Annotated in this window: 22 protein-coding genes and 1 pseudogene; 14 read left to right on the plus strand and 9 right to left on the minus strand. The window is 68.3% G+C overall.

Going from position 1 to position 23,557, the window contains the following annotated elements; all coding sequences use genetic code 11:
* Nucleotides 1-114 precede the first annotated feature (114 nt).
* Complete coding sequence (locus CMC5_RS31005; protein WP_050433777.1) at nucleotides 115-1,470, plus strand: glycoside hydrolase family 16 protein; 1,356 nt, start codon at nucleotides 115-117, stop codon at nucleotides 1,468-1,470.
* Between the two features lie 65 nt (nucleotides 1,471-1,535).
* Here the strand turns inward: CMC5_RS31005 and CMC5_RS31010 are convergent, their stop codons facing one another.
* A complete protein-coding gene (locus CMC5_RS31010; protein ID WP_050433778.1) occupies nucleotides 1,536-2,936 on the minus strand; it encodes an HTTM domain-containing protein in 1,401 nt (466 codons plus the stop codon).
* On the opposite strand from CMC5_RS31010, the gene CMC5_RS31015 reads away from it, so the two are divergent.
* From CMC5_RS31015 to CMC5_RS49275, 6 genes and pseudogenes are all read left to right on the plus strand, one after another.
* A complete protein-coding gene (locus CMC5_RS31015; RefSeq protein WP_156338990.1) occupies nucleotides 2,917-3,180 on the plus strand; it encodes a hypothetical protein in 264 nt (87 codons plus the stop codon). The genes CMC5_RS31010 and CMC5_RS31015 overlap by 20 nt on opposite strands.
* A 235-nt stretch (nucleotides 3,181-3,415) precedes the next feature.
* Complete coding sequence (locus tag CMC5_RS31020; RefSeq protein ID WP_082362952.1) at nucleotides 3,416-4,072, plus strand: lamin tail domain-containing protein; 657 nt, start codon at nucleotides 3,416-3,418, stop codon at nucleotides 4,070-4,072.
* A gap of 42 nt (nucleotides 4,073-4,114) precedes the next feature.
* The gene (locus tag CMC5_RS31025) at nucleotides 4,115-5,164 is read left to right on the plus strand and encodes a hypothetical protein (RefSeq protein WP_050433781.1); all 1,050 of its coding nucleotides are present in this window, start codon (nucleotides 4,115-4,117) and stop codon (nucleotides 5,162-5,164) included.
* 181 nt (nucleotides 5,165-5,345) lie between these two features.
* Nucleotides 5,346-5,987: a hypothetical protein gene (locus CMC5_RS31030; RefSeq protein ID WP_156338991.1), complete on the plus strand. Its 642-nt coding sequence runs from the start codon at nucleotides 5,346-5,348 to the stop codon at nucleotides 5,985-5,987.
* A gap of 109 nt (nucleotides 5,988-6,096) precedes the next feature.
* Nucleotides 6,097-6,528: an AAA family ATPase gene (locus CMC5_RS31035; RefSeq protein ID WP_050433783.1), complete on the plus strand. Its 432-nt coding sequence runs from the start codon at nucleotides 6,097-6,099 to the stop codon at nucleotides 6,526-6,528.
* A pseudogene (locus CMC5_RS49275) lies at nucleotides 6,525-6,743 on the plus strand (AAA family ATPase); the annotation flags it as partial. The gene CMC5_RS31035 and the pseudogene CMC5_RS49275, both read left to right, overlap by 4 nt.
* Before the next feature lie 217 nt (nucleotides 6,744-6,960).
* On the opposite strand, the gene CMC5_RS46165 reads toward CMC5_RS49275, so the two are convergent.
* The gene (locus CMC5_RS46165) at nucleotides 6,961-7,248 is read right to left on the minus strand and encodes a hypothetical protein (RefSeq protein ID WP_050433784.1); all 288 of its coding nucleotides are present in this window, start codon (nucleotides 7,246-7,248) and stop codon (nucleotides 6,961-6,963) included.
* A 268-nt stretch (nucleotides 7,249-7,516) separates the two neighbouring features.
* Between CMC5_RS46165 and CMC5_RS31045 the strand changes: the two genes are divergently transcribed.
* From CMC5_RS31045 to CMC5_RS31060, 4 genes are read left to right on the plus strand one after another with little or no spacing between them, the layout of a single operon-like run.
* Nucleotides 7,517-8,731 carry a cytochrome P450 gene (locus CMC5_RS31045; RefSeq protein ID WP_050433785.1) on the plus strand — a complete coding sequence of 405 codons (1,215 nt, stop codon included), beginning with the start codon at nucleotides 7,517-7,519 and terminating at the stop codon, nucleotides 8,729-8,731.
* 1 nt (nucleotide 8,732) lies between these two features.
* On the plus strand, nucleotides 8,733-9,419 hold the full coding sequence (locus CMC5_RS31050) for a TetR/AcrR family transcriptional regulator (RefSeq protein ID WP_050433786.1): 687 nt from the start codon (nucleotides 8,733-8,735) through the stop codon (nucleotides 9,417-9,419).
* A 9-nt stretch (nucleotides 9,420-9,428) separates the two neighbouring features.
* Nucleotides 9,429-9,626 (plus strand): ferredoxin, encoded by a 198-nt coding sequence (locus tag CMC5_RS31055; RefSeq protein WP_050433787.1) that lies wholly within the window; start codon nucleotides 9,429-9,431, stop codon nucleotides 9,624-9,626.
* Nucleotides 9,623-10,858: an NAD(P)/FAD-dependent oxidoreductase gene (locus CMC5_RS31060; protein ID WP_063796381.1), complete on the plus strand. Its 1,236-nt coding sequence runs from the start codon at nucleotides 9,623-9,625 to the stop codon at nucleotides 10,856-10,858. Before CMC5_RS31055 ends, CMC5_RS31060 begins: the two co-directional genes overlap by 4 nt.
* 55 nt (nucleotides 10,859-10,913) lie before the next feature.
* On the opposite strand, the gene CMC5_RS31065 is transcribed toward CMC5_RS31060, so the two are convergent.
* Nucleotides 10,914-11,492, minus strand: a complete 579-nt coding sequence (locus CMC5_RS31065; RefSeq protein ID WP_050433788.1) for a dihydrofolate reductase family protein — start codon at nucleotides 11,490-11,492, stop codon at nucleotides 10,914-10,916.
* Nucleotides 11,493-11,569: 77 nt separating this feature from the next.
* On the opposite strand from CMC5_RS31065, the gene CMC5_RS31070 reads away from it, so the two are divergent.
* A complete protein-coding gene (locus CMC5_RS31070; RefSeq protein WP_050433789.1) occupies nucleotides 11,570-12,181 on the plus strand; it encodes a TetR/AcrR family transcriptional regulator in 612 nt (203 codons plus the stop codon).
* Between the two features lie 351 nt (nucleotides 12,182-12,532).
* Here the strand turns inward: CMC5_RS31070 and CMC5_RS31075 are convergent, their stop codons facing one another.
* Nucleotides 12,533-13,723, minus strand: a complete 1,191-nt coding sequence (locus tag CMC5_RS31075) for an alpha/beta fold hydrolase (protein WP_050436233.1) — start codon at nucleotides 13,721-13,723, stop codon at nucleotides 12,533-12,535.
* A gap of 631 nt (nucleotides 13,724-14,354) precedes the next feature.
* On the minus strand, nucleotides 14,355-15,029 hold the full coding sequence (locus CMC5_RS31080; protein WP_050433790.1) for a DNRLRE domain-containing protein: 675 nt from the start codon (nucleotides 15,027-15,029) through the stop codon (nucleotides 14,355-14,357).
* Nucleotides 15,030-15,745: 716 nt separating this feature from the next.
* Between CMC5_RS31080 and CMC5_RS31085 the strand changes: the two genes are divergently transcribed.
* Complete coding sequence (locus CMC5_RS31085; protein WP_050433791.1) at nucleotides 15,746-16,729, plus strand: SDR family oxidoreductase; 984 nt, start codon at nucleotides 15,746-15,748, stop codon at nucleotides 16,727-16,729.
* 106 nt (nucleotides 16,730-16,835) lie between these two features.
* Here CMC5_RS31085 and CMC5_RS31090 read toward each other — a convergent pair whose 3' ends face one another.
* The 4 genes from CMC5_RS31090 to CMC5_RS31105 all read right to left on the minus strand — a co-directional run bounded on the left by CMC5_RS31090 (nucleotide 16,836) and on the right by CMC5_RS31105 (nucleotide 21,598).
* The gene (locus tag CMC5_RS31090) at nucleotides 16,836-18,572 is read right to left on the minus strand and encodes a glycosyltransferase family 39 protein (protein WP_050433792.1); all 1,737 of its coding nucleotides are present in this window, start codon (nucleotides 18,570-18,572) and stop codon (nucleotides 16,836-16,838) included.
* Between the two features lie 170 nt (nucleotides 18,573-18,742).
* Complete coding sequence (locus CMC5_RS43370; protein WP_156338993.1) at nucleotides 18,743-19,576, minus strand: SOUL family heme-binding protein; 834 nt, start codon at nucleotides 19,574-19,576, stop codon at nucleotides 18,743-18,745.
* 142 nt (nucleotides 19,577-19,718) lie between these two features.
* On the minus strand, nucleotides 19,719-20,906 hold the full coding sequence (locus CMC5_RS31100) for an STAS domain-containing protein (RefSeq protein ID WP_050433794.1): 1,188 nt from the start codon (nucleotides 20,904-20,906) through the stop codon (nucleotides 19,719-19,721).
* Nucleotides 20,907-21,004: 98 nt separating this feature from the next.
* Entirely contained in the window at nucleotides 21,005-21,598 is a 594-nt protein-coding gene (locus tag CMC5_RS31105; RefSeq protein ID WP_050433795.1) for a nuclear transport factor 2 family protein, read from the minus strand.
* Between the two features lie 623 nt (nucleotides 21,599-22,221).
* Here CMC5_RS31105 and CMC5_RS31110 point away from each other — a divergent pair.
* Nucleotides 22,222-23,526: a patatin-like phospholipase family protein gene (locus CMC5_RS31110; RefSeq protein WP_063796382.1), complete on the plus strand. Its 1,305-nt coding sequence runs from the start codon at nucleotides 22,222-22,224 to the stop codon at nucleotides 23,524-23,526.
* The last annotated feature ends 31 nt before the right edge of the window (nucleotides 23,527-23,557 follow it).

Consider the following 23,557-nt stretch of genomic DNA (forward strand, 5'->3'; position numbering starts at 1 on the left):
AAAAATGCCAGGGCAGCGAAAACGATTTCAATCGACGAAAGCGTCGCATTCACGACGCTGGCTGTGGTAGCTGCCGTGAATGCGATGCACGTCGTCGCCCCGCAGGTTCATGCTATGACGAGAAAACACGATCTCTCAAAGATTTTTCCGATCTGTCTCCTCGCATTCCTGCCGGGATGCGCGGTCGAAATCGCCGAACCGACCGAGGAAGACCTCGTCGTCGGCGAGGCCATCTCCGAGCTGGAATACAGCCCCGGTGCAGGGTGGAATCTCGCTTGGTCGGACGAGTTCAATGGCACCAGCTTGAACAGCGCCAACTGGAATGTGCTGACCAGCAACTGGGACCCGGTCACCAACAACTGCAACTTCGGCACGGGTGAGCTGGAGTTTCCGCGAGCCCAGAACGTCAGCGTGAGCGGCGGAAAGCTCATCCTCTCGGCGCAGCGCACCGGCGACAACCCCCGACACGCGAACTGCAGCGGCTTCGCGCCGCGCTCGTTCTATTCGGGCCGGATTCATACCAAGGGCAAGGTCGAGCGCCGCTATGGCAAGATCATCGCCAGCATCAAGATCCCGTCCGGGTATGGCATGTGGCCGGCGTTCTGGACCCTCGGCGCCAACATCTCCAGCGTCGGATGGCCTGCCAGCGGCGAGATCGACATCCTCGAATGGCACTCCAACTCGCCGACCTGGATGCAGTCCGCCGCCCACTGGTTCAACGGAACGGATCGCCACTGGGGCACGGGCGCCAGCGGCGGTTACAACCTCGCCGACTCGTTCCACCTCTACGAGGTGGAGTGGACGTCGAGCAACATGACCTTCCGGCTCGACGGCAACATCGTCGCCAACAACGTCTACACCCACAACGAGAGCGAGTTCCAGCAGCCCCACTACATCCTGCTGAACCTCGCCATCGGCGGGAACTGGTACGGCGATCCCAGCCCCGCCAGCATCGACCTCCCCTCGGGCGTGACCAAGACGATGGAGGTGGAGTGGGTGCGCTGGTACGAGCGCGGAACCACCTCGGGCCCCACCCTCGTCAACCCCAGCTTCGAGTCCGGCCTGACCGGGTGGACCACCTGGAGCCCCAACGGCACCGCCCACGCAGCCGTCTCCGAGACGTACAACGGCGCGCACGCCGGCGCGTACCACCTCACCCACTGGACCAACGGAACCCCCTTCGAGGCGTGGACGTACCAGGTGGCCAGTGGCCTGTCCTCGGGCAACTACAGGGTCCGGGCGTGGGTGCGGAAGGGAGGCCCCTTCAACTTCGCGTACCTCCAGGCCAAGACCTGCGGCTCGTGCACCCCCGTCACCACGTCCCTCGGCACCTACGGCGGCTGGACGCAGGTCGAGACGCCCATCATCAACGTCACCGGAGGGACCCTGGAGCTCGGCTTCCACTCGAACTCTCCAGGCAACGGCGCCAGCTTCATCCACATGGACAGCGTCCAGATCATCAAGCTCTGAGCGCCCTCCCCCACGGCAGCCGCTCCCTCGGATCGGAAGCGAGCCGGCTGCCGTGAACGTCCCGCTCAGGGGCGCACGAAACCGCGCGGCACCGAGGCGAGATCCTCCTTTGGATCCACCAGCGACGCTGGCGGATGCCCGTTCAGCGAGACCTGTACCTTCGCCCTCACGATCGGTCGCACGCCCACCGCCGCTTGCTGTCGGTCCGCGATCAGGTGCGCGAAATCGACCAGCATGTCCGGCTTCGTTCCCATCTCACGCACTTGCCGCTGGGTCAGCAGAGCTTTCGGGTCGACCTTCTCCCGCGCTCCCGTCTCCGGATCGACCATGTAGATCTGGAGCTTCTTCACCTTCTTGTTCCGCAGCTTCATCCGCCACGAGAACCGGTGCCCCAGCTCGTTCCACGCCACGTCACCGGGGTGCCGCCAGTGCCGCAACGGCATCACGAACTGCAACAGCAGGTACCCGTGGAGCGCCACGAGGATCAGCCTGCGAGGAACGCTTCGGGGCACACGAGGCCCCTCGTGGAGCACCGCGGGGGGCTGCCTCAGGAGCCGGCGTGGCCAGCTCGGATCGGGGAACAGCGCCAGGGCGCCGATCATCACGAACGGGAAAATGCCGATCTTGAAGATGATGGCGTTCGCCAGATGGAAGAGCGTCGCGATGGCGATGCCCCAGGGCAGCCCACGCCTGGAGAACAGCAAGAACGGCACCGAGAGATCGATCAGCAGCCCGGCATGAGCCACCGCGAGTGGGATCCCCGGCTGCGCCAGGATGGGGCCGATGATCGGCATGTGCGCGCGCGCCGGCAGCCACATGTCCAGCGGCCGCCCGGCGAGCCAGTCGCCGTTGATCTTGGCGATACCTCCGAAGAAGTAGACCAGCGCGACCTGGAGACGCAGGAGCAAGAGCGCCCAGCGGGGCACGCCTTCCCCCGGCGGTGCGGTTCCCGAACGCTCGGCGCGGCGCAGCGCCCAGAGGCGATCCAGCGAGCCGACCCGGTGCGCCGGAATGAACGCCAGGAGCAGGCCAAGCAGGCTGCACAGGTAGAGGTGGTTGAGGTACTCGGTCTTGTCGAGCAGGAAGACGTAGGTCAGCGCGGCGCCGCAGATCGCCGCCGCCACCCGGTAAAACAGGCCCACGGCGCAGAGGGCTGCGCAGACACCGAGCACGATGAAGTGCCAGATCATCCCCTGGCCGCCCCAGGGCTTGATGAAGTCGACGTAGCTGAAGAAGAACTGCGGCTCCATGTAGTAGCGCTGGATGCGGTGGTTCGCGAAGTAGCGGACCACCTCCCACGCAATGAGCCCGCTGAAGACGACGCGAAACACGGCCAGCGAAGCGCCGTCGACCTCGGTGAAGAGGTAGGCCTGCCACTGCGCCCAGAACCCCTCACGCCCAGCAGACGTGGGAGGCGCGGCGTTCCTCTCGGAGGTCGTCGGCTCCGTGATCTCGGTCGAGGACATCGATCTCGTGCCCTACCACGATGCGGTACGACGCGTGACGCCGCACTCGGCCTCGATCGCGCTTTCCTGCTCGACGAGGAGGCGGCTCGATCTGCACGACAGAGGCTGCGTCAGCCCGCTTTGCACGCACATGAAGCCATACAAAACCTGTACCAGCACGACCTCGACGCGCATGGCAGAGGCCGCGCTGCGCACCCCGCCATCGCCGCATGAGGGCGAGAAGAGGCTCTATCTGGCGTCATGACGGGACCGGGAAGCCTCCGGGATGGCCTGCATCTCTTGTGAACGATCGTGTAGAGCCGGTGTCATTGCAGGCGAGACGCACTAGAGTCGGCCCGGAAGCCGAGCTGGGACGGGACCCGCACCACCTCGGCGAAGATGAAGGTCTCTTCATCTTCCACGGGCGATGAAGGTCTCTTCATCATCCCGCGTTCGGTCAACGAGAACCTCCCCTGCGGCGCGCGCTTCACACGAGGACCATGATGCTAGAGAGAGCTTTGATCGCGACCCTCCTTGCCACGACGCTGGCGTTCGTCGGCTGCTCGGACGACTCCGGGAGCACCACCGGCGGGAATACCGTCACCGACACCATCACCAACACCAGCACGAACACCGATACGGACACGGATACCGACACCGACACGGGCGGCCCCGGATCCGGAGCGGTGGTGATCAACGAGGTGTCGGCGACCCCCAAGGCGATCCCCTACGGTGACTGGGTCGAGCTGCACAACGGTGGCGACACGCCGTTCAATCTCTCCGGCTACGGCCTCGCAGACACGGACAACACCTCGGGTGGGCCGAAGCTCGGCGGCAAGGAACTCCGCTTCCCCCAGGGTACGGTGATCGAGCCGGGCGCTTTCCTCCTCGTGATCGCCGATCAGGACATCGCCAACGGCCCGGGCCCCCACACGACCTGCGGCTCGCACGCGGCCACCTGCTTCTACGCCGAGTGGGGCGCCACCGACGATGGCGAGAGCATCTACCTGGTCGACGGAAACGACGACATCGTCGATCAGACCACCTACCCCTCCCTCGGCACCGACGGCACCCAGACCTGGGGCCGCCTCCCCGACGCCACGGGTGACTTCGCGCTCACCTCGCCCACCCCTGGCGCTTCCAACGGAGCGCCCTGAGCCCGCCCCACCACGCACGTCGTCCCCACCGATCGATCCAGCATGATCCTCCGTCACCGCCGCCAGCCCCTCCGTGACGTGCCCTCGTGTACGCACCACGGTCTCTCCATCGCGCTCCTGTCCTTCGCCTCCCTGGTCGCCTGCAGCGGCGAACAGACCGGCACCAGCGACAGCAGCACCAGCACCAGCACCAGCGATGGCGCTGGCGCATCGGGTGGAGCGGGAGAAGGAGGGAGGGGCGACGGCGGCGACGGCGGCGCTGGGGCAGGCCCCATCCAGGGCGACTTCTGCTCCACCTGTGGCGCGATCGTCACCACCGGGCGGATCGCGAACAACGATCTCGACGAAGCCTCGGGCCTCGCCGCGAGCGCGATCCACCCGAACGCCTTCTACACGCACCAGGACGCCGGCAACCCCGCCGAGGTCTTCATCGTCGGCGTCAACGGCAGCAACCTCGGCGTGATCACCCTGGAGGGCGCCGCCTCGGTCGACTACGAGGACATCGCTTGCGCCCCTTGCTCTTCCGGGAGCTGCGTCTTCGTCGGCGACATCGGCGACAACGACACCGCGCGCGCCACCTACACGATCTACCGCTTCCCCGAGCCCGCCGCAATCGGCCCGAACCAGACGATCGCCGTCGACGCGTTCCCCTTCACTTACCCTGACGGCACCCACAACGCCGAGACGCTCCTGGTGCACCCCGTGACGGGCCTGATCACCGTGGTGACCAAGGTCTCCTCCGGCCCTTCCTCCGTTTACGAGATCACCCTCCCTGGCACCCCGGGCACCGCGAGTACTGCCGTGAAGGTCGGTACCATCACCCAGCGCGCCGGGAGCCCTCGCTTCACGGGCGGCTCGGTGCATCCCGAGGCCCGAGGCGTGCTGCTCCGGACCTCGACCCACGCCTTCTTCTACGCGATGGATCCCGGCGAGCGCGTCGCCGAAGCCCTCCAGCGCACGCCCTGCATCGCGCCCGTAGCCGACGAGGATCAAGGCGAGGCCATCGCCTGGACCGCCGATGGCCGCGGCTACGTCACCGTCGGCGAGGGCAAGCGAGAGTACCTGCACGCCGTCACCTGCTCGGCCCCCTGACGCACGCGCCACCGGGAGACCGCCTCGGCTTTCCGCGGCAGCACGTCACATCCTCCCCGTCGAGAGGGCACATCCACAACGCACGCTGACTTCCACACGCGAGCGACGAGACCTCAGGATCCTGAAGCATCGTCGGACGCGATGACGGCGACGTGTCTGCAGAGCTGATAGATTCACCTCCATGAGAGGCCTATCGCAACGCGCGGGATGGTGGGGTGGCGCTCTGAGCGTGACGTTCCTCGTCGGGTGCGGCAGCCGCGGTGACGCCACATCGCCGGACGATCTACCCAACTTCGTCCAGATCACGGTGGTGGATGCGAAGCTCGGCCTGGGCAAGAGCGACGGCTCGCAATGGGACGGCCTGGGTGTCGTTCCACTCGAAGCCATCCAGGATCTCGCGAAGGCGATGTCCGTCATCGATCGACGGGCCCAGATTGCCGATCACGGGATCGCCATCCTCAGGACAGGAATCGGGATGTTCAACGCCCCCGACGCCGTGGGGTGGGCCGAACTCGTCGGTGCGGATCTGCCGCAGACTGCCACGCGTCAACAACTGGTCGCGGAGGCGGAGGACACGTTCTTGCCTGTCTGGCGTGGCCCTCCGACGTGGAACCGCGTCCCCTTTCACGCCAGCCTGGCGCTCACCGGCAGGCTCGAGGACGACGACACCCCGGGCCGGAACGATCTGATCGGCAACTTCTACATCCCGTACGACCAGCTCCTTGCCGCCCTGCGCGCGCAGCGGGTCCACCAGGTGCAGCTCTCCGAGCAGACGCACAACCAGCTCCTCTTCATCGGCGTGCTGGTCCGCCCATCCTCCTGACGCGCGGATTCTCCTGAAATCTGAGCGCTTCCACGGGATGCCGGTCATGCCCCCCACGCCCGTATCCATCGTTTCGCTGTATACCTTGCGCTAAGCCCCCCGCACCTGGATGCCGTTCGTCCCCGCCCTCGGCCAGACCGACTTCCGTGCCCTTCGCGCGGACGGGGCGGGCTACGTCGACAAGACCGCCTCCATCGCCCAGTTCCTCGCCGCTCCGACTCAGGTCATCCAGTTCACGCGGCCGAGGCGCTTCGGCAAGACCCTCTTCCTCTCCACCCTCGCCTGCTTCCTGGAGCAGCGCACCGAAGACCTCTCTCACCTCTTCCATGATCTCGCCGTGTGGCACGACGCCTCGGCCCGCGCCCATTTCCAGCAGCACCCCGTCCTCTTCCTCTCCTTCAAGGACGTGAAGGCCCGCTCCCATGCGGCCACCCTCCAGGGCATCGCGCTGGTCATCCAGAAGCTGTACCGACGCACCGCGACCTGCTCGACAGCAGCGCACTGCATCCCGACGAAGCGCGCTCCTTCGAGCGCATCCTGAACGGCGAGGCTTCCGAGGCGGAGCTTTCCCGATCCCTCGAAGCCCTCTCCGACCTCCTTCATCGCCAGCGCGAACGCAAGGTCGTCATCCTCATCGACGAGTACGACACCCCCATCCAGTCCGGCTACATCCACGGCTTCCACGACGAGGTCACGCTCTTCTTCCGCAACCTCCTCTCCGCCGCCCTCGAGGACAACCCTGCCCTCTTCAAGAGCGCGCTCACCGGCGAGATCCGACCTTACTGGGTCAACACCGCGTCGAACGAGCTGCTCCAGGACCTCGTGGCCCGCCGAGGCCTCGGCCTCTCTGCCGAGTCCGAAGCCCTCCTGCGCAGCGAGACCATCGAGGCCAGGCTCGACGAGCACATCGTCCTGCGCGACCTCGACCAGCAACCCGAGGCCCTGTGGAGCTTCCTGCTCTCCGCCGGCTACCTCAAGCCAGCCACCCCAGCGCGACGAACAAGGCCGCCTCTACGCCTCCCTGGCCATCCCCAACCTCGAGATCCGCCTCGCCTACGAGGACCTCTTCCAGGGCTGGCTCCGGCGCGGCTTGCCGGATCGGCGCCACGTCGACGCCCTGGTGACCGCCTTGTTGACCGGCGACGCGAGCACCCTGGAAGCGCTCCTGGAGCGCCTGCTCTTGAACGTCCTCTCCTACCAGGACCCAGCAGGCCGCGACCCTGAGAAGCTCTACCGCACGCCGCGTCGACGACCTGCTCACCGCCCCCTGAGTCCACCGACGAGTCGCGCCGGACGACCTTCCTGGCCCTGGCGTGCGAACGCCTTCGCAACCAGCTCGCTGTCCTCGCACGTCACCGCCCTCCTCCACCTCTGCGAGCCCTCTCCTGAAGGACCGAACGGTCGCTGGAAGACTGAACGAACGAACCAAGGGGTGGGAGCAAGTACGTCGATGTTCCCCGCCAGAACAACTCTGTTCAGTCACTTGACTTGTTAAGTCGACCGCCTCAAGTGTCTCCACGGAGGTCTTGATGAACACCGACCGTGACGAGCAAGTCCGCGAGTACCCCTTCCGCGCGCCTGGCCCCCTCGAGCCCGCCGAGGAGTGGGCTCCCCTGCGAAAGGGATGCCCCGTCGCCCATGTGCGGCTGCCCAGCGGCGACCAGGCGGTGCTGCTCACCCGCTACGACGACGTCCGCCAGGTCCTCTCCGACCCGCGCTTCACCCACAACCTCTCGGCCGAAGGTGCAGCCAGGACCACGGCCAACGAGGCGGGCGGCGTCTTCGAGCGCCAGGAAGCGTCGATGTTGACCGACGCCGACCGGCACCAGCGATGGCGCCGCATGATCATGAAGTCGTTCACCGTGAAGCACATCTCGGCCATGCAGCAGCGGATCGAGGCCATGGCCGACCAGCTCATCGACGACATGGTGAAGCAAGGTCCCCCGCTCGATCTCGCCAGCGCCCTCGGCTTCCCCTTGCCCGTGTGGGTCATCTGCGAGCTGCTCGGGATCCCCGGCGTCGACCGGGACAAGCTCGCCTACTGGTCGAACACCATGCTCAGCGTCACCCAGTACGGCCAGCAGGAGATCGACGCCGCACAGGCCGAGTTCAAGGCGTACCTGACCGCGCACATCGTCGCGAAACGCGCGAACCCCGGGGACGACTTGCTGAGCGAGCTGCTCGCGGCGGGCGACGAGGGCCAGGGGCTCTCCGACATGGAGCTGCTGCTCACGGCGCAAGGCCTCCTGGTCGCCGGCCACGAGACCACCTCGAACATGATCGGGAAGATGGTCGCGATGCTCCTCTCGGACCGCCGGCGCTGGGAGCAGCTCCTCGCGGACCCGTCCCTCGTGCGCACCGCCGTGGAGGAGGTGCTGCGCTTCGACGCCAACGCCGGCTTCGGGCTGCCCCGGTTCATCACCGAGGACATCGAGGTCGCGGGCCAGACGCTCCCCCGCGGCACGACGGTCATCTGCGCCATGGCCTCGGCCAACCGCGACGAGCGCACCTTCGCCGAGGCCGAGGAGATGAACCTCGCCCGCTCCCCGAACGCGCACCTCACGTTCGGCGCCGGCCCGCACTCCTGCCTGGGCCAGACCCTGGCGCGCACCGAGCTGCAGACGGTGCTGCGCGTGCTCCTGCGCCGGCTCCCCACCCTGGCGCTCGCCGTCCCGACCGAGGCCCTGTCGCGCCGCGCAGGGCTCCTCGTCGGCGGCCTGGAGCAGGTGTTGGTACGCTGGTGACATGTCCAGCTCGAGGCCCAGGCAGGCAGCGCACGCGAACGAGACCCGCGAGTTCATCATCACCACGGCGGAACGCCTCTTCGCCGAGGAAGGCGTGACGGCCGTCTCGAACCGCCAGGTGAGTGAGTCCGCGGGACAGGCGAACAACTTCGCCGTCGGTTACCACTTCGGAACGAAGGCCGACCTCGTCCTCGCCATCGTGCGCCGTCACACCCCGGCCATCGAGCAACGACGTGTCGAGATGCTCGCGGCGATCGCAGGCTCGTCCGACCTGCGCGACTGGCTCGGCTGTCTGGTGCGACCACTGACCGACCATCTCGCCTCGCTGGGGAGCCCGAGCTGGTATGCGCGCTTCATCGCCCAGGCGACGACCGAGCCCGCGTACCGGCAGATCGTGATCGCCGAGACGGTCATCTCGACGTCGCTGCAGGAGATCATCGAGGGGGTCTCCCGGCTCATGCCGGTCCTCCCGGACGACGTACGAACGGAGCGCAGTGACATGAGCCGGCAGCTCATCGTGCACACCTGCGCCGAACGCGAGCGGGCGCTGCAAGAAGGCACCGCCACCCCGCGCGCGACCTGGGAAGCCGCCGCGGTCGGGCTGATCGACGCCCTGGTCGGCCTGTGGCGAGCCCCCTTCACCCCGACGGGTGAGACCAAGCACGGGCGAGAACGACCAAGGAAGTGAGGATTCGACATGCGCGTGATCGTGGACCTTCCGAAATGCTGTGGCGCCGGCCAGTGCGTGCTGATCGCCCCCCAGGTGTTCGACCAGCAAGACGATGGCATCGTGATCCTGCTCGACGAGGCGCCCCCGAAAGAGTTCCACGCGGCGACCCGTGAGGCCGCGAGCGTGTGCCCGGGCGCCGCCATCCAGCTCGAAGAGGACGCTTGAACCCCTCGAGCGTGCTCGTCGTCGGCGCCTCCGTCGGTGGCCTCGCCGTCGCCGAGGGCCTGCGGCGCGAGGGGTACGAAGGCGCACTGACGCTGCTCGGCGCGGAGCAGCACCTGCCCTACGACCGGCCACCGCTCTCGAAGAAGGTGCTGTCCGGCGCCCTCGCGCCCGCGCAGACCCAGCTCCGTCCCGAAGCTGCCCTCGAGCGGCTCGGCGCGGCGCTGGTCCTCGGCGATCCGGCCGTTCGCCTCGACGTCACCGCCCGCGAGGTGACGACCGCCGCGGGGCGTCACCTGCGCGCCGACGTCCTGGTGCTGGCCCTCGGCCTCCAGCCGCGCCGCCTGCCCGGAGACGCGCTGGCCGGCGTCCACGTCCTGCGCACCCTGGACGACGCCATCGCCCTGCGCGCCGCGCTGCTCACCGGCCCCCGCGTGGTCGTCGTGGGCGACGGCGTGCTCGGCACCGAGATCGCCGCGACCGCGCGCAGCATGGGCCTCGACGTCACCCTGGTCGGCCCGCAACCGGCCCCGCTCGCGAACCAGCTCGGCCTGCGGGTCGGTGGGGTCCTCGCGCGCCTGCACGAAGGTCACGGCGTCGTGCTCCGCCTCGGAGTCGGCGTCGACGATCTGCTCGGTACCGAGGGACGGGTCTCGGGCGTCCGTCTGGCCAGCGGCGAGGTCCTGCCCGCCGACGTCGTCGTCGTGGCCATGGGCTCCCGCCCCGCCATCGGATGGCTCGAAGGCAGCGGTCTCCCCCTCGCCGACGGGATCGTGTGCGACGCCCGGTGCAAGGCCGCGGACGGCATCTACGCCGTGGGTGACGTCGCCTGGTGGCACCACGAGGGCCTGGGCACGGGGATGCGCCTGGAAAACCGGACCAACGCCGTCGAGCAGGGCATCGCCGTCGCAGGAAACATCCTCGGCAAAGACCGGCCCTACACGCCGGTGCCTTACTACTGGACCGATCAGTTCGACGTGAAGATCCAGGTCCACGGCCTCCTGTCCGGCCACACGGACGTCGCCATCGTGGAGGGAGATCCCGCGCGCGGCCAGTTCGTCGCGCTCTACGGCCGCCACGGCCAGGTGACCGGCGTGCTGGGGTGGAACATGATGAAGCAGGCCCGCCAGTTCCGGCCGCACGTGGTGGAACGAACGGCCTGGAACGACGTGGTTCCTGCAACCCGAAGCGTGACGCTGGCCGACGGCCCGTCGACGAAGACGGTGGCCATCTAGCCAGAAAGGGCGGGGTGCGCCTCGACGCCCCCCCTGGCGTAGCGCTCCCGCGCCATCAGGCGCGCTGGTACGAATTCATCACCACCCCCGAAGCGAAGGCGCGCGTGGACTCCAGCCGAAACGCGCGACGCACGTAGGCGTTCGATGCGAAGAGGGGAATCCCGGCACCGAGCAGGATCGGATGGACCTTGAGGACGAGTCGATCGATCTCCTCGGCGACGTGGGCCGCCAGCAGTCCACCTCCGCAAAGCCACACGTCCCGCTCCGACGACTCGCTTTTGAGCCGTCGCACGAGGTCCAGTGGGTCCTCCTTCGAGACCACCACCTCCCCCGAGGCCTCCTCGGCCGCGTGACGGCGACTGCACACGAATTGCCGCAGGTGCGGATAGGGATCGCGTACCCCCTCGGGGAATCCAGCCGCGAACGTGTTCCACCCCATGACGACCGTATCGAAGGTGGCGTTGTCGGGCGAGATCCCCATCGCCTTCAGCGCAGGTCCAGGCAGCGTCTCCGGAAACTCACGGACGAGCGCCTCGATGTGATCTCCCCGCATGAGGAAGGCATCGAAGGCGCCCTCCGGGGAAGCGATGAACCCATCGAGCGACGTGGCCACGAAGTAAGTGAGACGACGCATACGGTCTCCTTCCACGACATCTGTCGTGGTCCAAGAACTACTCCACCTGTCGTGGTTCTGCAAGCTACCCTCGCCCCATGGCCCGAAACGAAGAGCGTCGACGAAAGCTCCTCGACGCCTCCATCCACGTCCTCGCGCAGCAGGGCGCGCGTGGCTTGACTCACCGCGCCGTCGACGCCGAAGCCGGCGTCCCCACCGGCACCGCCTCCAACTACTTCCGCTCGCGCGACGCGCTCGTGGCCCAGATTTTCGAGCGCATCAGCGAACGGTTGAAGCCCGATCCCGAAGTCCTCGCCGCGCTCGCCAGGCGGCGCCCTTCCAGGGCCCTCTTCGCCGACTACATGCGTGACATCGTCGCCCGCCTGACCCGAGAGCGCATGGTCACCCTCGCCCTCTTCGAGCTACGGCTCGAAGCGACGCGCAATCCCGAGATCGCGCAGCGCGTCGGTGAATGGATGCGCAATGGCTTCGTGGCAGACGTCGCCTTCAATGAAAGGGCGGGGCTGCCCGGCGGACGCCACGAGATCGCCCTCTTTCACTATGCACTCGATGGCCTCTTGCTCGATCGCCTCACGATCTCGCTCGATCCCGAGACGCCGACGGACGACGTCGTCGATGCCCTGGTGTCCGGCTTGTTGCCCTCCAGGCTTCCCGGGCGTGCGGCACCGAAAAAGCGCTCCCGTTCGTGACTGGATGCCCGAGGATACGGCGCGATCACGAAGGCGAGACCCTCTCGCATTCACCCGGACGAATCAAAACGTCTCGAATTGCATTCCAAGGCACGATCGGGGCACTCGGCAAGTGCATCGACGAGGTCAACCGCCGCTTTCAATATCGCGCGCGTCATCTTCGCTTATCGGCGAGCCATGGACCACGCGCCTGAACTCCAGGCGAAGTCCGTCTGCGCATGCACGTGAAGGGAGGCCGTTTCCAGGCACCTTCCAGCCGTCGCCCCGGTGCGCACCGTGCTCGATCGCTCGTCAGAGCGATAACGATTCGAGTCATCGGCCCCCTCGCGCGTCACCCCACGCCCGCCAGCCTCACTCCTCCGCGCTCTCCGCCTGCACCGGCTCCCGCGCCAGCACCTCTTCCACCGCCTCCGCGCCGGCCTCTGCGCCAGCCGCCTCCGGCTGCTCTTCCGGGCCCAGGAAGCGCGCCACGGGCTCGAAGATCTCCGCCGCCACGTGCGCGCCCACGGCCAGGTCGCCGTGCCCGTAGTCTTCCTTCTGGCCGAAGTCGCGTCCCAGCACGATCATCCGCTTCGGGGTCTCGGGCCGGTCGCGGCCCCAGGCCTCGAAGGCGTGACGCACCGCGCGCTCGGGTGCCACCCGGTCGGCGCTCCCGGCGAAGAACAGCACCGGGATCCCGATTCCGGCGAGCCCGTCCAGCGCGCGCTCGCCATCCACGCGGATCTCGCCGTCGCCGGCGGCCCACGACAGGAAGTCGGCTTGCAGCGTCGAGGGGATGTCGCGCACCAGGTTCATCAGGATCAGCCGCGTCACCCCGGGCGCCATGTTCCTCGGGTTGGCGAACGCGCCGTGCAGGGGCGTCCGCGCCCACTCCGAGGCGAAGGCGAAGCCCTGCGCGAGCGAACGGACGGGCACCGTGGGCACGAACCCGCGGGGGATCAGCTTCACCAGCGAGGTCGGCGAGCGCACTTGCCCCGGCGAGCCGATGATCACCACCCGCCGCACCTTCTCCGCGGCGACCGTCCTCCCCAGCGCCGCGTAGAGCAGCATCCCGCCCATCGAGAAGCCCACGTAGTCGAGCTTCGGCTTCCCCGTGCGCCCGAGGATCGCGTCCACGGCCATGGGGACGTCGTGCTTCACCATCGCCCCGAAGCGCGCCCGCCGTCGCTCCAGCCAGCCGGTGAGACGCCCGCTCCGCAAGGTGACCAGCCACACGTCGCGTCCGAGCGCCGCCAGGTGCCTGGCCAGCGACCAGTCCGGATGCAGGTCCTGGTTCCGGTGGTTCGCTCCGAGCCCGTGGACGAGGAGCACAGGGGGTAGCCCAGCCGCCTCGACCGCCTCGGCCCTCTCGGCCGGCCGCGGTACCCGACGCAGCTCGATGTGGGCGCCGTCCGGGGTCGGCAGCACGTCTTCCACGTCGTAGTCGAGCGCCAGGCTCAACCGTGCCGTCCAGAACCGAAAGTGGGCCCAGGTCGCGAGGATCGCGACGACAGCGGCCCCCAGCGCGAGGAGGAGGTACGTGGTGAGGGGCCAGTTCGTCATCAGGACGACGAAATTGCTGCCACGCGTCACCTCCGCCGGCAACGCCAGGAAGCGGGTTGCCTGGGAAAGTGCGGCGCTCGGCCACCGACGCCTCCAGTTTCAGCGCGAGACTTCCCTGGACGCCGGCCGATGGGGAGGCGTCTCGCGGCTTCCCTGCCCTGGGCGGCGGTCGACGCGCACGGTTCCCCGGCGGGACTCGCCCCGGCCGACCGGAGCACGGAGGTTCGCCCCGTGAAGTCCCCCCGGGACGTCGACGCAGGCAGTGCCGCCCCGAAACTGGCCTGGTCATCCGCCGACGCACCCGGTTTCGCAGCGAAACTGCCACCGTCGGGGGTCGCCGACGCACCCAGTTTCGCCGCGAAACTGCCTCCGTCGGCCGCCGACGTACCCAGTTCACGAGGACGAACCCACCCCGGGGCCGCCGACGTACCCAGTTTCGCGCCGGAACGCCGACGGTCGCGCCAACGCACCCAGTTTCGCGGCGCGCCTCTCGAACGGCAGCGGGCGATGGACGCGATTTCCGGACCGGAAGGATGCCGCGGAGAGGGCGGGGCTCGGTGCGCGACCAGGCCCCGGACGCCATGGAGAGGGCGGGGCTCGGTGCGCGACCAGGCCCCGGACGGCGTGGAGCTCAGGGGTTCGTCGTGTAGCAGACCTTGAGGCGGGGCCTGCGGAGCACGTCGTCGTACTCGCTGCTGCGGAACGAGCTGGCCATCATGGTGGGCTCCTGCAAGAGCAGACCCTGGTTCTCGATCTCGCCGTCGATCCAGGACTTCACCAGCCCCTCCAGGCGAATCTGCGCCGTCCCTCCGCCCCACGCGAAGAAGGTGGTCACCGGGGTGGGATCGAAGGCCTGGTTGAAGTTGTTCCAGGTCACTGTGTTCTCGGCCCACGGCTCGGTGATTGCGTGGAGGTCGATCATGGTGCCGCTCGCCTTGTACAGCTCGGAGAGATAGAGCACCGCCGAATCGATCCGCGCGCCCGCGGGGATGTCGCTGATGTCGAAATAGAGCAGTGCCTGCCGGAAGCCCGCGTGCGAGTTGCCGGTGTAGATGAGGGAGATGTTGCCGGTGTTGTAGGTGGGGGTGGCTTGCCAGAGCGTGGCATCGGCCACGTAGCCGGATTCGCCGCGCCGGTACGCCTTGCAGCCGCTGAAGGCCTGCTCCGCGACGCCGGTCACCTCGGCGTCCACGGCGTCGAGGTCGTCGGTGTCCTCAGGGGTCTCGGCAGCGCAGGCCGAAAGCATCGCGGCGGCGATGGCCAGGGCGCCACGGGACACGAACGAGGAGAGGACAGAATGGGTCATGGTGCTGGCTCCGGGTCGAATTGACGTTTTCACGTGAAGGACCAACTTTCCTCATAACCTCATTCGAGGCCAGAATGGAATGACCATTCGACATCCCGATCATCGAAATGCGCGCATCGTGAATGGTCCGCCATCGTCCACCATCATCCGCCATGGTAGCCGTCGGTGACGGGACGCCTTCGGCACCAGGACGTCTTCGTTGCTTGCCGAAACGTCGTCGCCACCGGCGTCGCCTCACAACGTCGTCGCCACCGGCGTCGCTTCACAACGTCGTCGCCACCGGCGTCGCTTCACAACGTCGTCGCCACCGGCGTCGCTTCACAACGTCGTCGCCACCGGCGTCGCTTCACCAGGACGTCTTCGCTCCTGAGATGCCTTCGTCACGGTCCGGAGACGCCTTCGTTGCGGGGACGCCATCGCTGCCGGGTCGCCTTGGTCCTGGGCGGGCATCGACGTGCGGGTGCGGGGATGGGCATGCGCGCAGGTGCGTGCGCTGGCGCTGTGGAGAGCCCGCGTGACGCGACCACGAAGCGCCCGTGGCGCGATGGCCAGCGCGAGGAAATCACGCAGCGTTCGTCGCGCGCAGGCGAGGCGCCTGAGCACGGTGGAGCCGTTTCCGTACCCGCCGGGCGCCTGCTGGGCTGGCGTGTGGTTTGCGTACGGGTCGTCCGGCGGCGCCGGCAGCGGGCATCCGGTGCCTGCCAGCGGAGAAGCTCATGGAGAAGGATCCTTCGGACACGGTCGTGGTGATCACCGGCGCATCGAGCGGGATCGGCCGGGCGACGGCGCAGCTCTTCGCCGGGGCCGGCGCCTCGGTGGTGCTCGCAGCGCGCAGCAAGGAGACGCTCGAAGAGGTGGCCATCGAGTGTTCGCGCGTGGGCGGGACCGCGCTGGTCGTGCCCACGGACGTGCGGAGCGAGGACGAGGTGCGTGAGCTCGCGCGGCGAGCCATCGAGCACTTCGGCCACATCGACGTGTGGGTGAACAATGCGGCCGTCTCGCTGTTCGGACGCACGGAAGACGTGCCTTACGAGGCGTACCGGCAGGTGATCGAGACCAACCTGTTCGGGAGCATCCACGGGGCGCGCGCGGCGCTGCCGGGTTTCCGCGCGCAAGGGCACGGGGTGCTCATCAACGTGGGCTCGGTGGCCGGGATCTTCGGGCAGCCCTACACGAGCGCGTACTGCGTGACGAAGTTCGGCGTGCGCGGTCTGGGCGAGAGCTTGCGGCAGGAGCTGATGGACGCGCCGAACATCCACGTGTGCACGGTGATGCCAGCGACCGTGGACACACCCATCTTCCAGCAGGCGGCGAACTACACGGGCCGCGCGGTGCAGCCGATCCCGCCGGTGATCGATCCCTACCGGGTCGCGCACACCATCGTGGAGCTCGTGGGTAGGCCGCAGCGCGAGGTGATCGTGGGCTGGGCCGGCCGGATGATGGCGGCGCAGCACGCGATCGCGCCCGGGAGAGCGGAGCGACGGATGGCGAAGACCGTGGAGGAAAAGCACCTGACGGATCGGCCAGCGCCGCTCTCGCCGGGGAACCTGTTTTCACCCGTGCCGGAGCAGAACCATGTCAGCGGTGGCTGGAGCCGCGATGGGTCGCCTGGGCGACGGGAGCGCATCCCCGCGGCGCTGGCGCTCTCGATGCCTGCGCTCGGGCTGGCCGCGGCGGTGCTGCTGCTGCTCCGGCGTTGAGGGTCGAGGCGTCGTGATGTCGGAGCTCTTGGATGGCGAGCGCGTCCCCTGATGCGCTCGCCATCGAGCGTCTGCGCGGTGCGTGGTGTCACCGCATGACGTCTTCTCAGGGGGTCGGCGTCGGCGCTTTGGGCATCCGGTAGATCCGCTGCTCACCGTTGTAGGCGTATCCCGGCCACACCTTGTCACGGTCACCTCCGAGGAGGCGAGCGAAGGGCCCGGAAGCCCAGGGACGGTACGGGTTGGGGAACACGGCGACCCGTTCGAGCTGGCCGAAGAGCGCCTCGTAACGGGCGATGGTGTCCGCGTGGCGCTCCGGGTCGTCGTAGAAACGATCCGTCATTTCCTCGCTGGAAATGAAGTAGCTCACGCGGTTCTCCCGGTACCAGGCGAGGTCGTACGAGGACAGGGTGCGGAGGGGGACCAGGTAATGAGCGGACCTGCGGGGCACGGCGCTGTGCCACTCGAGTGCGATGCGCTGGCCGGTGGGTACGTTGTCCTCGAACCACTGGCGCGCCTGCGCTCTCGGCGCTGGCATGCCGAGCGCGGGGATGTGATCGACGATCGCCAGGAGAGGCAGCGTGATGGAGAGAAGCGCCAGCGCGACCGCGCCGATGCGACGCGCTGGGCGCTGGAGGCGCTCGGAGGGCCCCCAGCCGGCGAGGCGCTGGAGGGCGACGAGGGCGAAGAGAAAGAGGAACGGCAGGACCAGCATCACCGTCCGGTCGTTGCGGTACGCCATCCGGCTGATCAGCGGCAAATAGACGAGGGGGAAAATGGAGAGCAGGGTCAGCTCGCGGGAGCGGCGGACGTAGCTCCACACGAGGCCGACGAAACCGAGGAGGACGACGGGGCCCTCGGCGAGCCAGAGGTAGCGCGCGTACCAGACGCCCGAGTTGCCCTCGGCGCCGAGGTGGCCCGTGGTGTAGTGGGCGACCTCTTTCTTGAACCCTTCCAGGAAGGCGGGGAAGTCGAGCACGGTGAAGGGTGAGGTGGCGACGAAGGCGGCCGCTGCCATGACGAAGCCGAGGTAGAGGCGCCGGTCCTTGAGGCCCTGGGCGCCCTCACGCAGGAGCTGCGCGGCGAGGGGGAGGACGAGCAGCAAGCCGGCGTTGTACTTGGTCGAGGCGGCGAGACCGACGGCGGCGCCGGTGAGCAGGTGGTCGCGGAGAGAGCCTCGCCGGAGCACGTCGAGGGCGCAGACGAGGGTGAGCAGCACGAAGAACGTGGTGCACGCGTCCGGGGAGAAGAAGCGGGTGTTGCGGATGAACGTGGGCGAGACGGCGAGCAGGAAGGCGGCGGCGAGGCCGGCGCGCGGGGAGATCAGGCGCTTGCCGGCGACGTAGAGGAGGTAGACGCTGCCGACGCCGAACGCGACGCTGAGGCCGCGGCTCAGGAGCAGGGCGAGGGTGGACTCGCTGATCGTGCTCGCCGCGCGCGTGAAGCTCATGCCTTCGGCCGGGGCGGGCACGGCGCCGAGGGCGCGGGCGATCCCGTAGGCGACGACGTGGAGCAGGGCGTGGAGGTAGAAGAAGAGGCTGGGGTAGTTGAAGAAGCGGGGGTTGAAATCGCCGGAGGAGAGGACGGTGCGCACGACGCGCTGGTTGACCGGCTCGTCGGCGTGGTGAGTGAGGGGGAACGAGTTCGTGGTCCAGGAGAGGGTCGGGATGTCGAAGCCGAGCCCGGGGAGGCGCACGAGGAGCGCGAGCAGGAGCACGGCTGGAAGGAGGAGGGCGGGGCCGGTCAGGAAGGCGCGGAGGCGCGATACCGCATCGCTGTCGGTGGGACGGTTCGGCGATGCCAGAGGCTCGAGGGGTCTGGGCTCGCTGGGCGGCGCCTCCATGGGGGCGCATGAGGAAGGAGTGCTCCCGGGCCGTCAACCCTCCAGGGAGCAAGGTTCCCCATCGCCGATGCGGGAGGGTCGGGGTCTCTGGGAGCAAGGCTCCCCGTCGCCGATGCGGGAGAGGGTCGGGGTCTCTGTCGATCGATCGCGCTCGACGCGAGGGGCGTCGCTCAGTCGACCTCCACCCAGACCTCGAAACGACGCAGGAACGGGAGGGTCGTGGGAGGATCGTAGGCGGCGAAGGTGGGCTCCCCTCGGACCGTGAAGCCGGCGCGCTCTGCGCTGGCGATGAGCTTGCGTTGCTCGACGGCGACCCGGGCGCTGTCGAGCCGGCCGCTGAAGCGACGGACGGCGATCCGGCGCGGCGGGATGTCGCGAAAGCAGATGCGGTGGTCGCGGGGTACGGGGAGTGAACCGGAGGTCCGGTCGCGGGGCATGAGGAAGCCCACGGTGAGTCCGGCGGCGCCGTCGAGGGTGCAGCCATCCGGGGAGGTCAGGGCCGTCGTCTCGCCGACGGTGGCGGTGGCGACGACGGGGGCCGTCATGGCGATCTGCTCGCCAGCGACGTTGCTCCCGAAGATGAAGCCCGCGAGCCGTCGGAAGCCTTCGCTGAGGGCGCGAGGCCAGAAGACGCCTTCGACGATGGTGGCCGCCTCGACCATCGCGGGGTAGTGCCGGACCTCGAGCTTGCCGATGCGTCGCTCGACGGTGTGCGCAGGCTGCTCGGTGAACAGGCGGGCGAGCTGCCAGCGGACGAGGCCGGCGCCAACGAGGGACCCGAGCATGCTCAAGGTCGCGGCACGCACGGCCGGGCGTCGGATCCTGTCCGCAGCGACGAACGCGGCCACGGCAGACCCCACGGCGACCGCGGGCAGGAGGGCGCGCACGGCGCGGGCACGGCGGTTCCGCGCAAGGACGGGGGGGTCGCCATGCTCTGCGGAGATCGGGAGCAGGGTGGCGGGGGTGGCCACCTCGGACGGAGTGGGGACGAGGGGATTCTGCATGAAAGGCAGCGGCAGGCAGGGGGCGTGCCCGAGGTGAGACGGCACCCGTCGCTGCACTTCGTGAGAGCGAGGTCAGCCAGACGGCTGGGGCGTGTCGGAGAGCGAGGTCAGCCAGGCGGCTGGGGCGTGTCGGAGGGCGAGGTCAGCCGGACAAGCGGGCTTCGGTCCGAGGCATGCGCTGGCGCATGCAGAGCTTGAGGGCGTCGCGGAGGCTGCTGAGGGTGCGCACGCCAGCGAACCCGGCCTGGAGCGCGGTGAGGGTCTGGGCGACGGCGGGACGGATGCCCGTGATGAGCCCCTGGGCGCCGAGGAGCTGGATGGCGCGGAGGATGCGGAGGAGATGATCCGCCGTCACCTCGTCGACGACCTCGACGCCGGTGAGATCGAGGATGGCGTAGCGGGCACCGGACTCGACGACGGCGTCGAGGATGCGCGCGGTGATCTCGCCAGCGCGTTCGCGGTCGAGCATGCCGACCACGGGGAGCGCGAGGACGCCGTCCCAGACCTGGATGATCGGGGCCGACATGGCGTGGATCGCCGAGCGCTGCTGCTCGATGATGGCCAGCTTCTCCGCGAGGTCGAGCTCGCGACGCTTCATCTCGTCGATGTCCTGGAAGGCACCGATGACACGAACGATCTCGCCATCCTCGATGATCGGGACGCCCGCCGTGCGCACCCAGACCCGGCGGCCCTTGGCGGTGACGATCTGCAGCTCGAGATCGTAGGGGATCGCTTCTTTCGCACACGCCGTGAAGGCGGCGGTGATGTAGGGGATGTGCTCGGGCGCGTAGTAGTTGATGCCCTCCTGGGTGGAGGGCTCGTTGCCCAGCGGGATCTCGTGGATGCGGAAGGTCTCTTCGGTCCACGACTGGCTGTTGTTGCGACAGTCGACCTCCCACCCGCCGACGCGGGCGACGGCCTGCATCTTCTGGAGGAGGACCTGCTGCTGGCGCCTCGCGGCCGCCGAGGGCTGCGGCCCCGCTTCACGCCCGGATCCGTAGACGTGCTCTTCCTCGGTCGCCCGGCGAAGGCCGAAGATGAGGCGCTGGGAGGTCATGTCGCGCCGGAGGAAGCGCGCGTCGACGCGCAGCAGGGGAGCTCCATTCCTCCCCTCCTGGATGAACGCCCTGACCGGCTCGACGTCCTCCGGGTGGATCACGGCAACAAAGGGCTCCCCCAGGAGCGCGTCCTCGCGGTAGCCGAGAACGTCGCAGAAGACCTGATTGACCGCGATGAACCGCCCCTCGCCATTGACCACGCAGAGGAGATCGCCCGACGACTGGAAGAAGTGCTCGTAACGGATGGGCTGTTCGTTCTGGGCGGAGGGCATCAGCAGCCTTACAGATGCACCTCGCGCGAGTCGGGTGTCAAGCGATCCATCGGGGCTGCAACCGTCTGACCCGCCCCCCGGCGGGAAACGGCGCCTCGTCAGGGTGACTCGACCCGGTAATACGTGCTCAAGATCAGCGTCCGCTTCGAGATCCGCCAGCCCTGGGGTGTGCGAACGACCACGTCCTCGTACGTTCCGTTCGCGATCTCGACGGCGCCCGCAGGATCGACGACGTGGGTCGCGAGGAGGTAGGTGGACATTCTCGCGGTGTTGCCGTGCACCGTGACGCGGACGTTGCCATTGAGGTGCTGCGTCGAGACGTAGCCACCATTGGTGAACTCATTCAGCGCGACGTCGGCCCAGTCGTCGGGTGAGCCGCTCAGGCTGGGAGGTCCATTGCGGTCGACGCCGGGGCTGTACACCTCGAGAACGGCGTCGGGCGTGAAGCACTGCGCGTACATTGCCTTGGCGACGAGCAACCTGCCCGCGCCGACGGCATCGGTCGCTGCGGCATAGCAGTAGGTGAGCTTCGTGATCTCGGACTCGTCGACGAGCTGCTGGAGCTGATTCTGAGGGTTGCCCGAGGCGGGGGCCGTGGCGGACATCCCGCTCACGACGAGCGCCGCCATGCCGAGTGCTGCGCCGATTCGACCGATGGACACGCGAGAGGTGAAATTGCGGCTCTTGTTCATGATGTACCTCCTGTGACACGCGCAGATCTTCCAGAGGATGAAGTCACGATAAGCCAATGAGCACGCCCCCCCGCGTCGCCGGCACGAACGAGAGCAGGGCACGGAATCTTCATGGGAGCGCTGGACGCAGCGCTCTTGGCGCGGAGAGCAGGCCCTGCATCAGGTGCGGGCCGGACCGTTCAAGGACCTCCGGGCACGCCATCGCCGCCGTGAACCAGCGATGCGACAGGTGTTTCTGATGTATGTTTTCGCATGGTTGCACGTTGAGATCCAACTTCTGCACGACGAATGCGGTGCGTTACCGACGGCGTACGGGAAATCCTGCACGCATTCACCTGAGGCCGGGCCGCAGCGCGTCGGCGTGTGCGCAGGGGTCCAGGGCGGAACGCGGTCTCTTTGCGACGGCTCCCCCGCGCCGGCGTGCGGGGTGGGCCCCTTCGGGGTAGGCTGAACACTCCTTTCATCGTGCGGAGAGACGTACCCGTGCCTCATCCCTCATCTGTGTTTCGACGAAGTGAGCACGAGTCTTCGATACTAGGGGGGCACTCTTCCGCCGTCTGCCCTCGATTTGCAGATAACATCGAATTTGATTTGCAGCTCACGCCCAGAGGAAGGAGCTAGCCATGCCCGGACCGATGAGACAGGGGAGAACAGCGCTGGTCCTCGCAGGAGGTGCGGCGAGAGGCGCTTATGAAGCAGGGGTGGTGCAATACATCGTGGAGGAGCTCGCACGCGATCTCGATCACGTGCTGCGCTTCGATGTGCTCTGCGGGACCTCGGTGGGGGCGCTCAATGCATGCGGGCTCGCTGCATTCGCCGATCTCGGCCAGGCCGGGATCCGGCGGCTGCTCGAGGTGTGGACCAAGCTGGAGGTGGCCGAGCTGGTCCGCCCGGATGCGCGAGGGATCCTCGAAATGGGCACGCGGCTGCTGGGGCGGCCGGCAGGGGCGCGGGTGCCGGCGCGCGAGGGGGGCGTCATCGATCCCAGCGGACTGGAACGGCTGGTGGAGTCGAGCATCCCGTTCGCGCGGATCGAGGAGAACCTGCGCGCCGGCTACCTGGACGCGCTCAGCGTCTCCACGACCCACGTGACCACGGGGCGGACGGTGGTCCACGTGCAGCGCCGCGAGGGGGGGCTGCCCCCCTGGGGCAACGACCCGACGACGGTGGCCCGCGAGGCGAAGATCGGGCCGCAGCACGCGCTGGCGTCGTCGGCGATCCCCATCCTGTTCCGCGCGGTGAAGCTGGATGGTGATTACCATTGCGACGGGGGGCTCCGGCAGAACGTCCCGCTGTCGCCAGCGCGGCGCCTGGGGGCGACCCACGTGCTGGTGGTGAACCCGCGGCACCTGGAGGTCACGCCACTCGACGATGGGGCGGCGGAGGACGTGTTCCCGGGTCCCCTGTTCCTGCTCGGCAAGACGCTGAACGCGCTGCTCCTGGACCGGATCGACACCGACCTGGCGCGCCTGTCGACCATCAACCGGATCCTGGAGGCCGGGACGCGGGTCGCGGGGCCCAGCTTCGTGGACGATCTGAACCGGGAGATGGGCTTTCCCGAGGGGATCGGGCTCCGGCCGATGCAGGCGACGCTGGTCCGGGCGTCGGACGACATCGGGCGGATCGCGACGGAATACGTGCGATCGCCGGCCTTCGGGCGGGTATCCGGGATGGGAGGGCGTCTGCTCCGGCGGCTCGCCGAGCGGGACTCGCGCAGCGAGGCGGATCTGCTGTCCTACCTGCTGTTCGATGGGGGCTTCGCGGGGCAGCTCATCGAGCTGGGGCGCGCCGACGCCCGGGCGAGGCACGAGGAGCTGTGCGCCTTCTTCACCGAGGCGGCGAAGAGCGCCGAGGAGCGGGAGTTCGACGAGGCGCTCACCAAGCGGTTCCCCTCGCAGCCGCAGATGGAGGCGCTGGACGCGGAGTGAGCCGGGAAGCGCCGACCCGTCAGCGCGCGGG

The sequence above is a fragment of the Chondromyces crocatus genome (assembly GCF_001189295.1).
Classification (GTDB): domain Bacteria; phylum Myxococcota_A; class Polyangia; order Polyangiales; family Polyangiaceae; genus Chondromyces; species Chondromyces crocatus.

Coding starts and splice junctions, on each gene's coding strand:
- CMC5_RS31025 (WP_050433781.1), top strand. CDS start 4,115: ATGATCCTCCGTCACCGCCGCCAGCCCCTCCGTGACGTGCCCTCGTGT.
- CMC5_RS31070 (WP_050433789.1), top strand. CDS start 11,570: ATGGCCCGAAACGAAGAGCGTCGACGAAAGCTCCTCGACGCCTCCATC.
- CMC5_RS31110 (WP_063796382.1), top strand. CDS start 22,222: ATGCCCGGACCGATGAGACAGGGGAGAACAGCGCTGGTCCTCGCAGGA.
- CMC5_RS31045 (WP_050433785.1), top strand. CDS start 7,517: ATGAACACCGACCGTGACGAGCAAGTCCGCGAGTACCCCTTCCGCGCG.
- CMC5_RS31065 (WP_050433788.1), bottom strand. CDS start 11,492: ATGCGTCGTCTCACTTACTTCGTGGCCACGTCGCTCGATGGGTTCATC.
- CMC5_RS31085 (WP_050433791.1), top strand. CDS start 15,746: ATGGAGAAGGATCCTTCGGACACGGTCGTGGTGATCACCGGCGCATCG.
- CMC5_RS31020 (WP_082362952.1), top strand. CDS start 3,416: ATGATGCTAGAGAGAGCTTTGATCGCGACCCTCCTTGCCACGACGCTG.
- CMC5_RS31075 (WP_050436233.1), bottom strand. CDS start 13,723: ATGACGAACTGGCCCCTCACCACGTACCTCCTCCTCGCGCTGGGGGCC.
- CMC5_RS31035 (WP_050433783.1), top strand. CDS start 6,097: ATGCCGTTCGTCCCCGCCCTCGGCCAGACCGACTTCCGTGCCCTTCGC.
- CMC5_RS31100 (WP_050433794.1), bottom strand. CDS start 20,906: ATGCCCTCCGCCCAGAACGAACAGCCCATCCGTTACGAGCACTTCTTC.
- CMC5_RS43370 (WP_156338993.1), bottom strand. CDS start 19,576: ATGCAGAATCCCCTCGTCCCCACTCCGTCCGAGGTGGCCACCCCCGCC.
- CMC5_RS31090 (WP_050433792.1), bottom strand. CDS start 18,572: ATGGAGGCGCCGCCCAGCGAGCCCAGACCCCTCGAGCCTCTGGCATCG.
- CMC5_RS31050 (WP_050433786.1), top strand. CDS start 8,733: ATGTCCAGCTCGAGGCCCAGGCAGGCAGCGCACGCGAACGAGACCCGC.
- CMC5_RS31080 (WP_050433790.1), bottom strand. CDS start 15,029: ATGACCCATTCTGTCCTCTCCTCGTTCGTGTCCCGTGGCGCCCTGGCC.
- CMC5_RS31010 (WP_050433778.1), bottom strand. CDS start 2,936: ATGTCCTCGACCGAGATCACGGAGCCGACGACCTCCGAGAGGAACGCC.
- CMC5_RS31055 (WP_050433787.1), top strand. CDS start 9,429: ATGCGCGTGATCGTGGACCTTCCGAAATGCTGTGGCGCCGGCCAGTGC.
- CMC5_RS31030 (WP_156338991.1), top strand. CDS start 5,346: ATGAGAGGCCTATCGCAACGCGCGGGATGGTGGGGTGGCGCTCTGAGC.
- CMC5_RS31005 (WP_050433777.1), top strand. CDS start 115: ATGACGAGAAAACACGATCTCTCAAAGATTTTTCCGATCTGTCTCCTC.
- CMC5_RS31105 (WP_050433795.1), bottom strand. CDS start 21,598: ATGAACAAGAGCCGCAATTTCACCTCTCGCGTGTCCATCGGTCGAATC.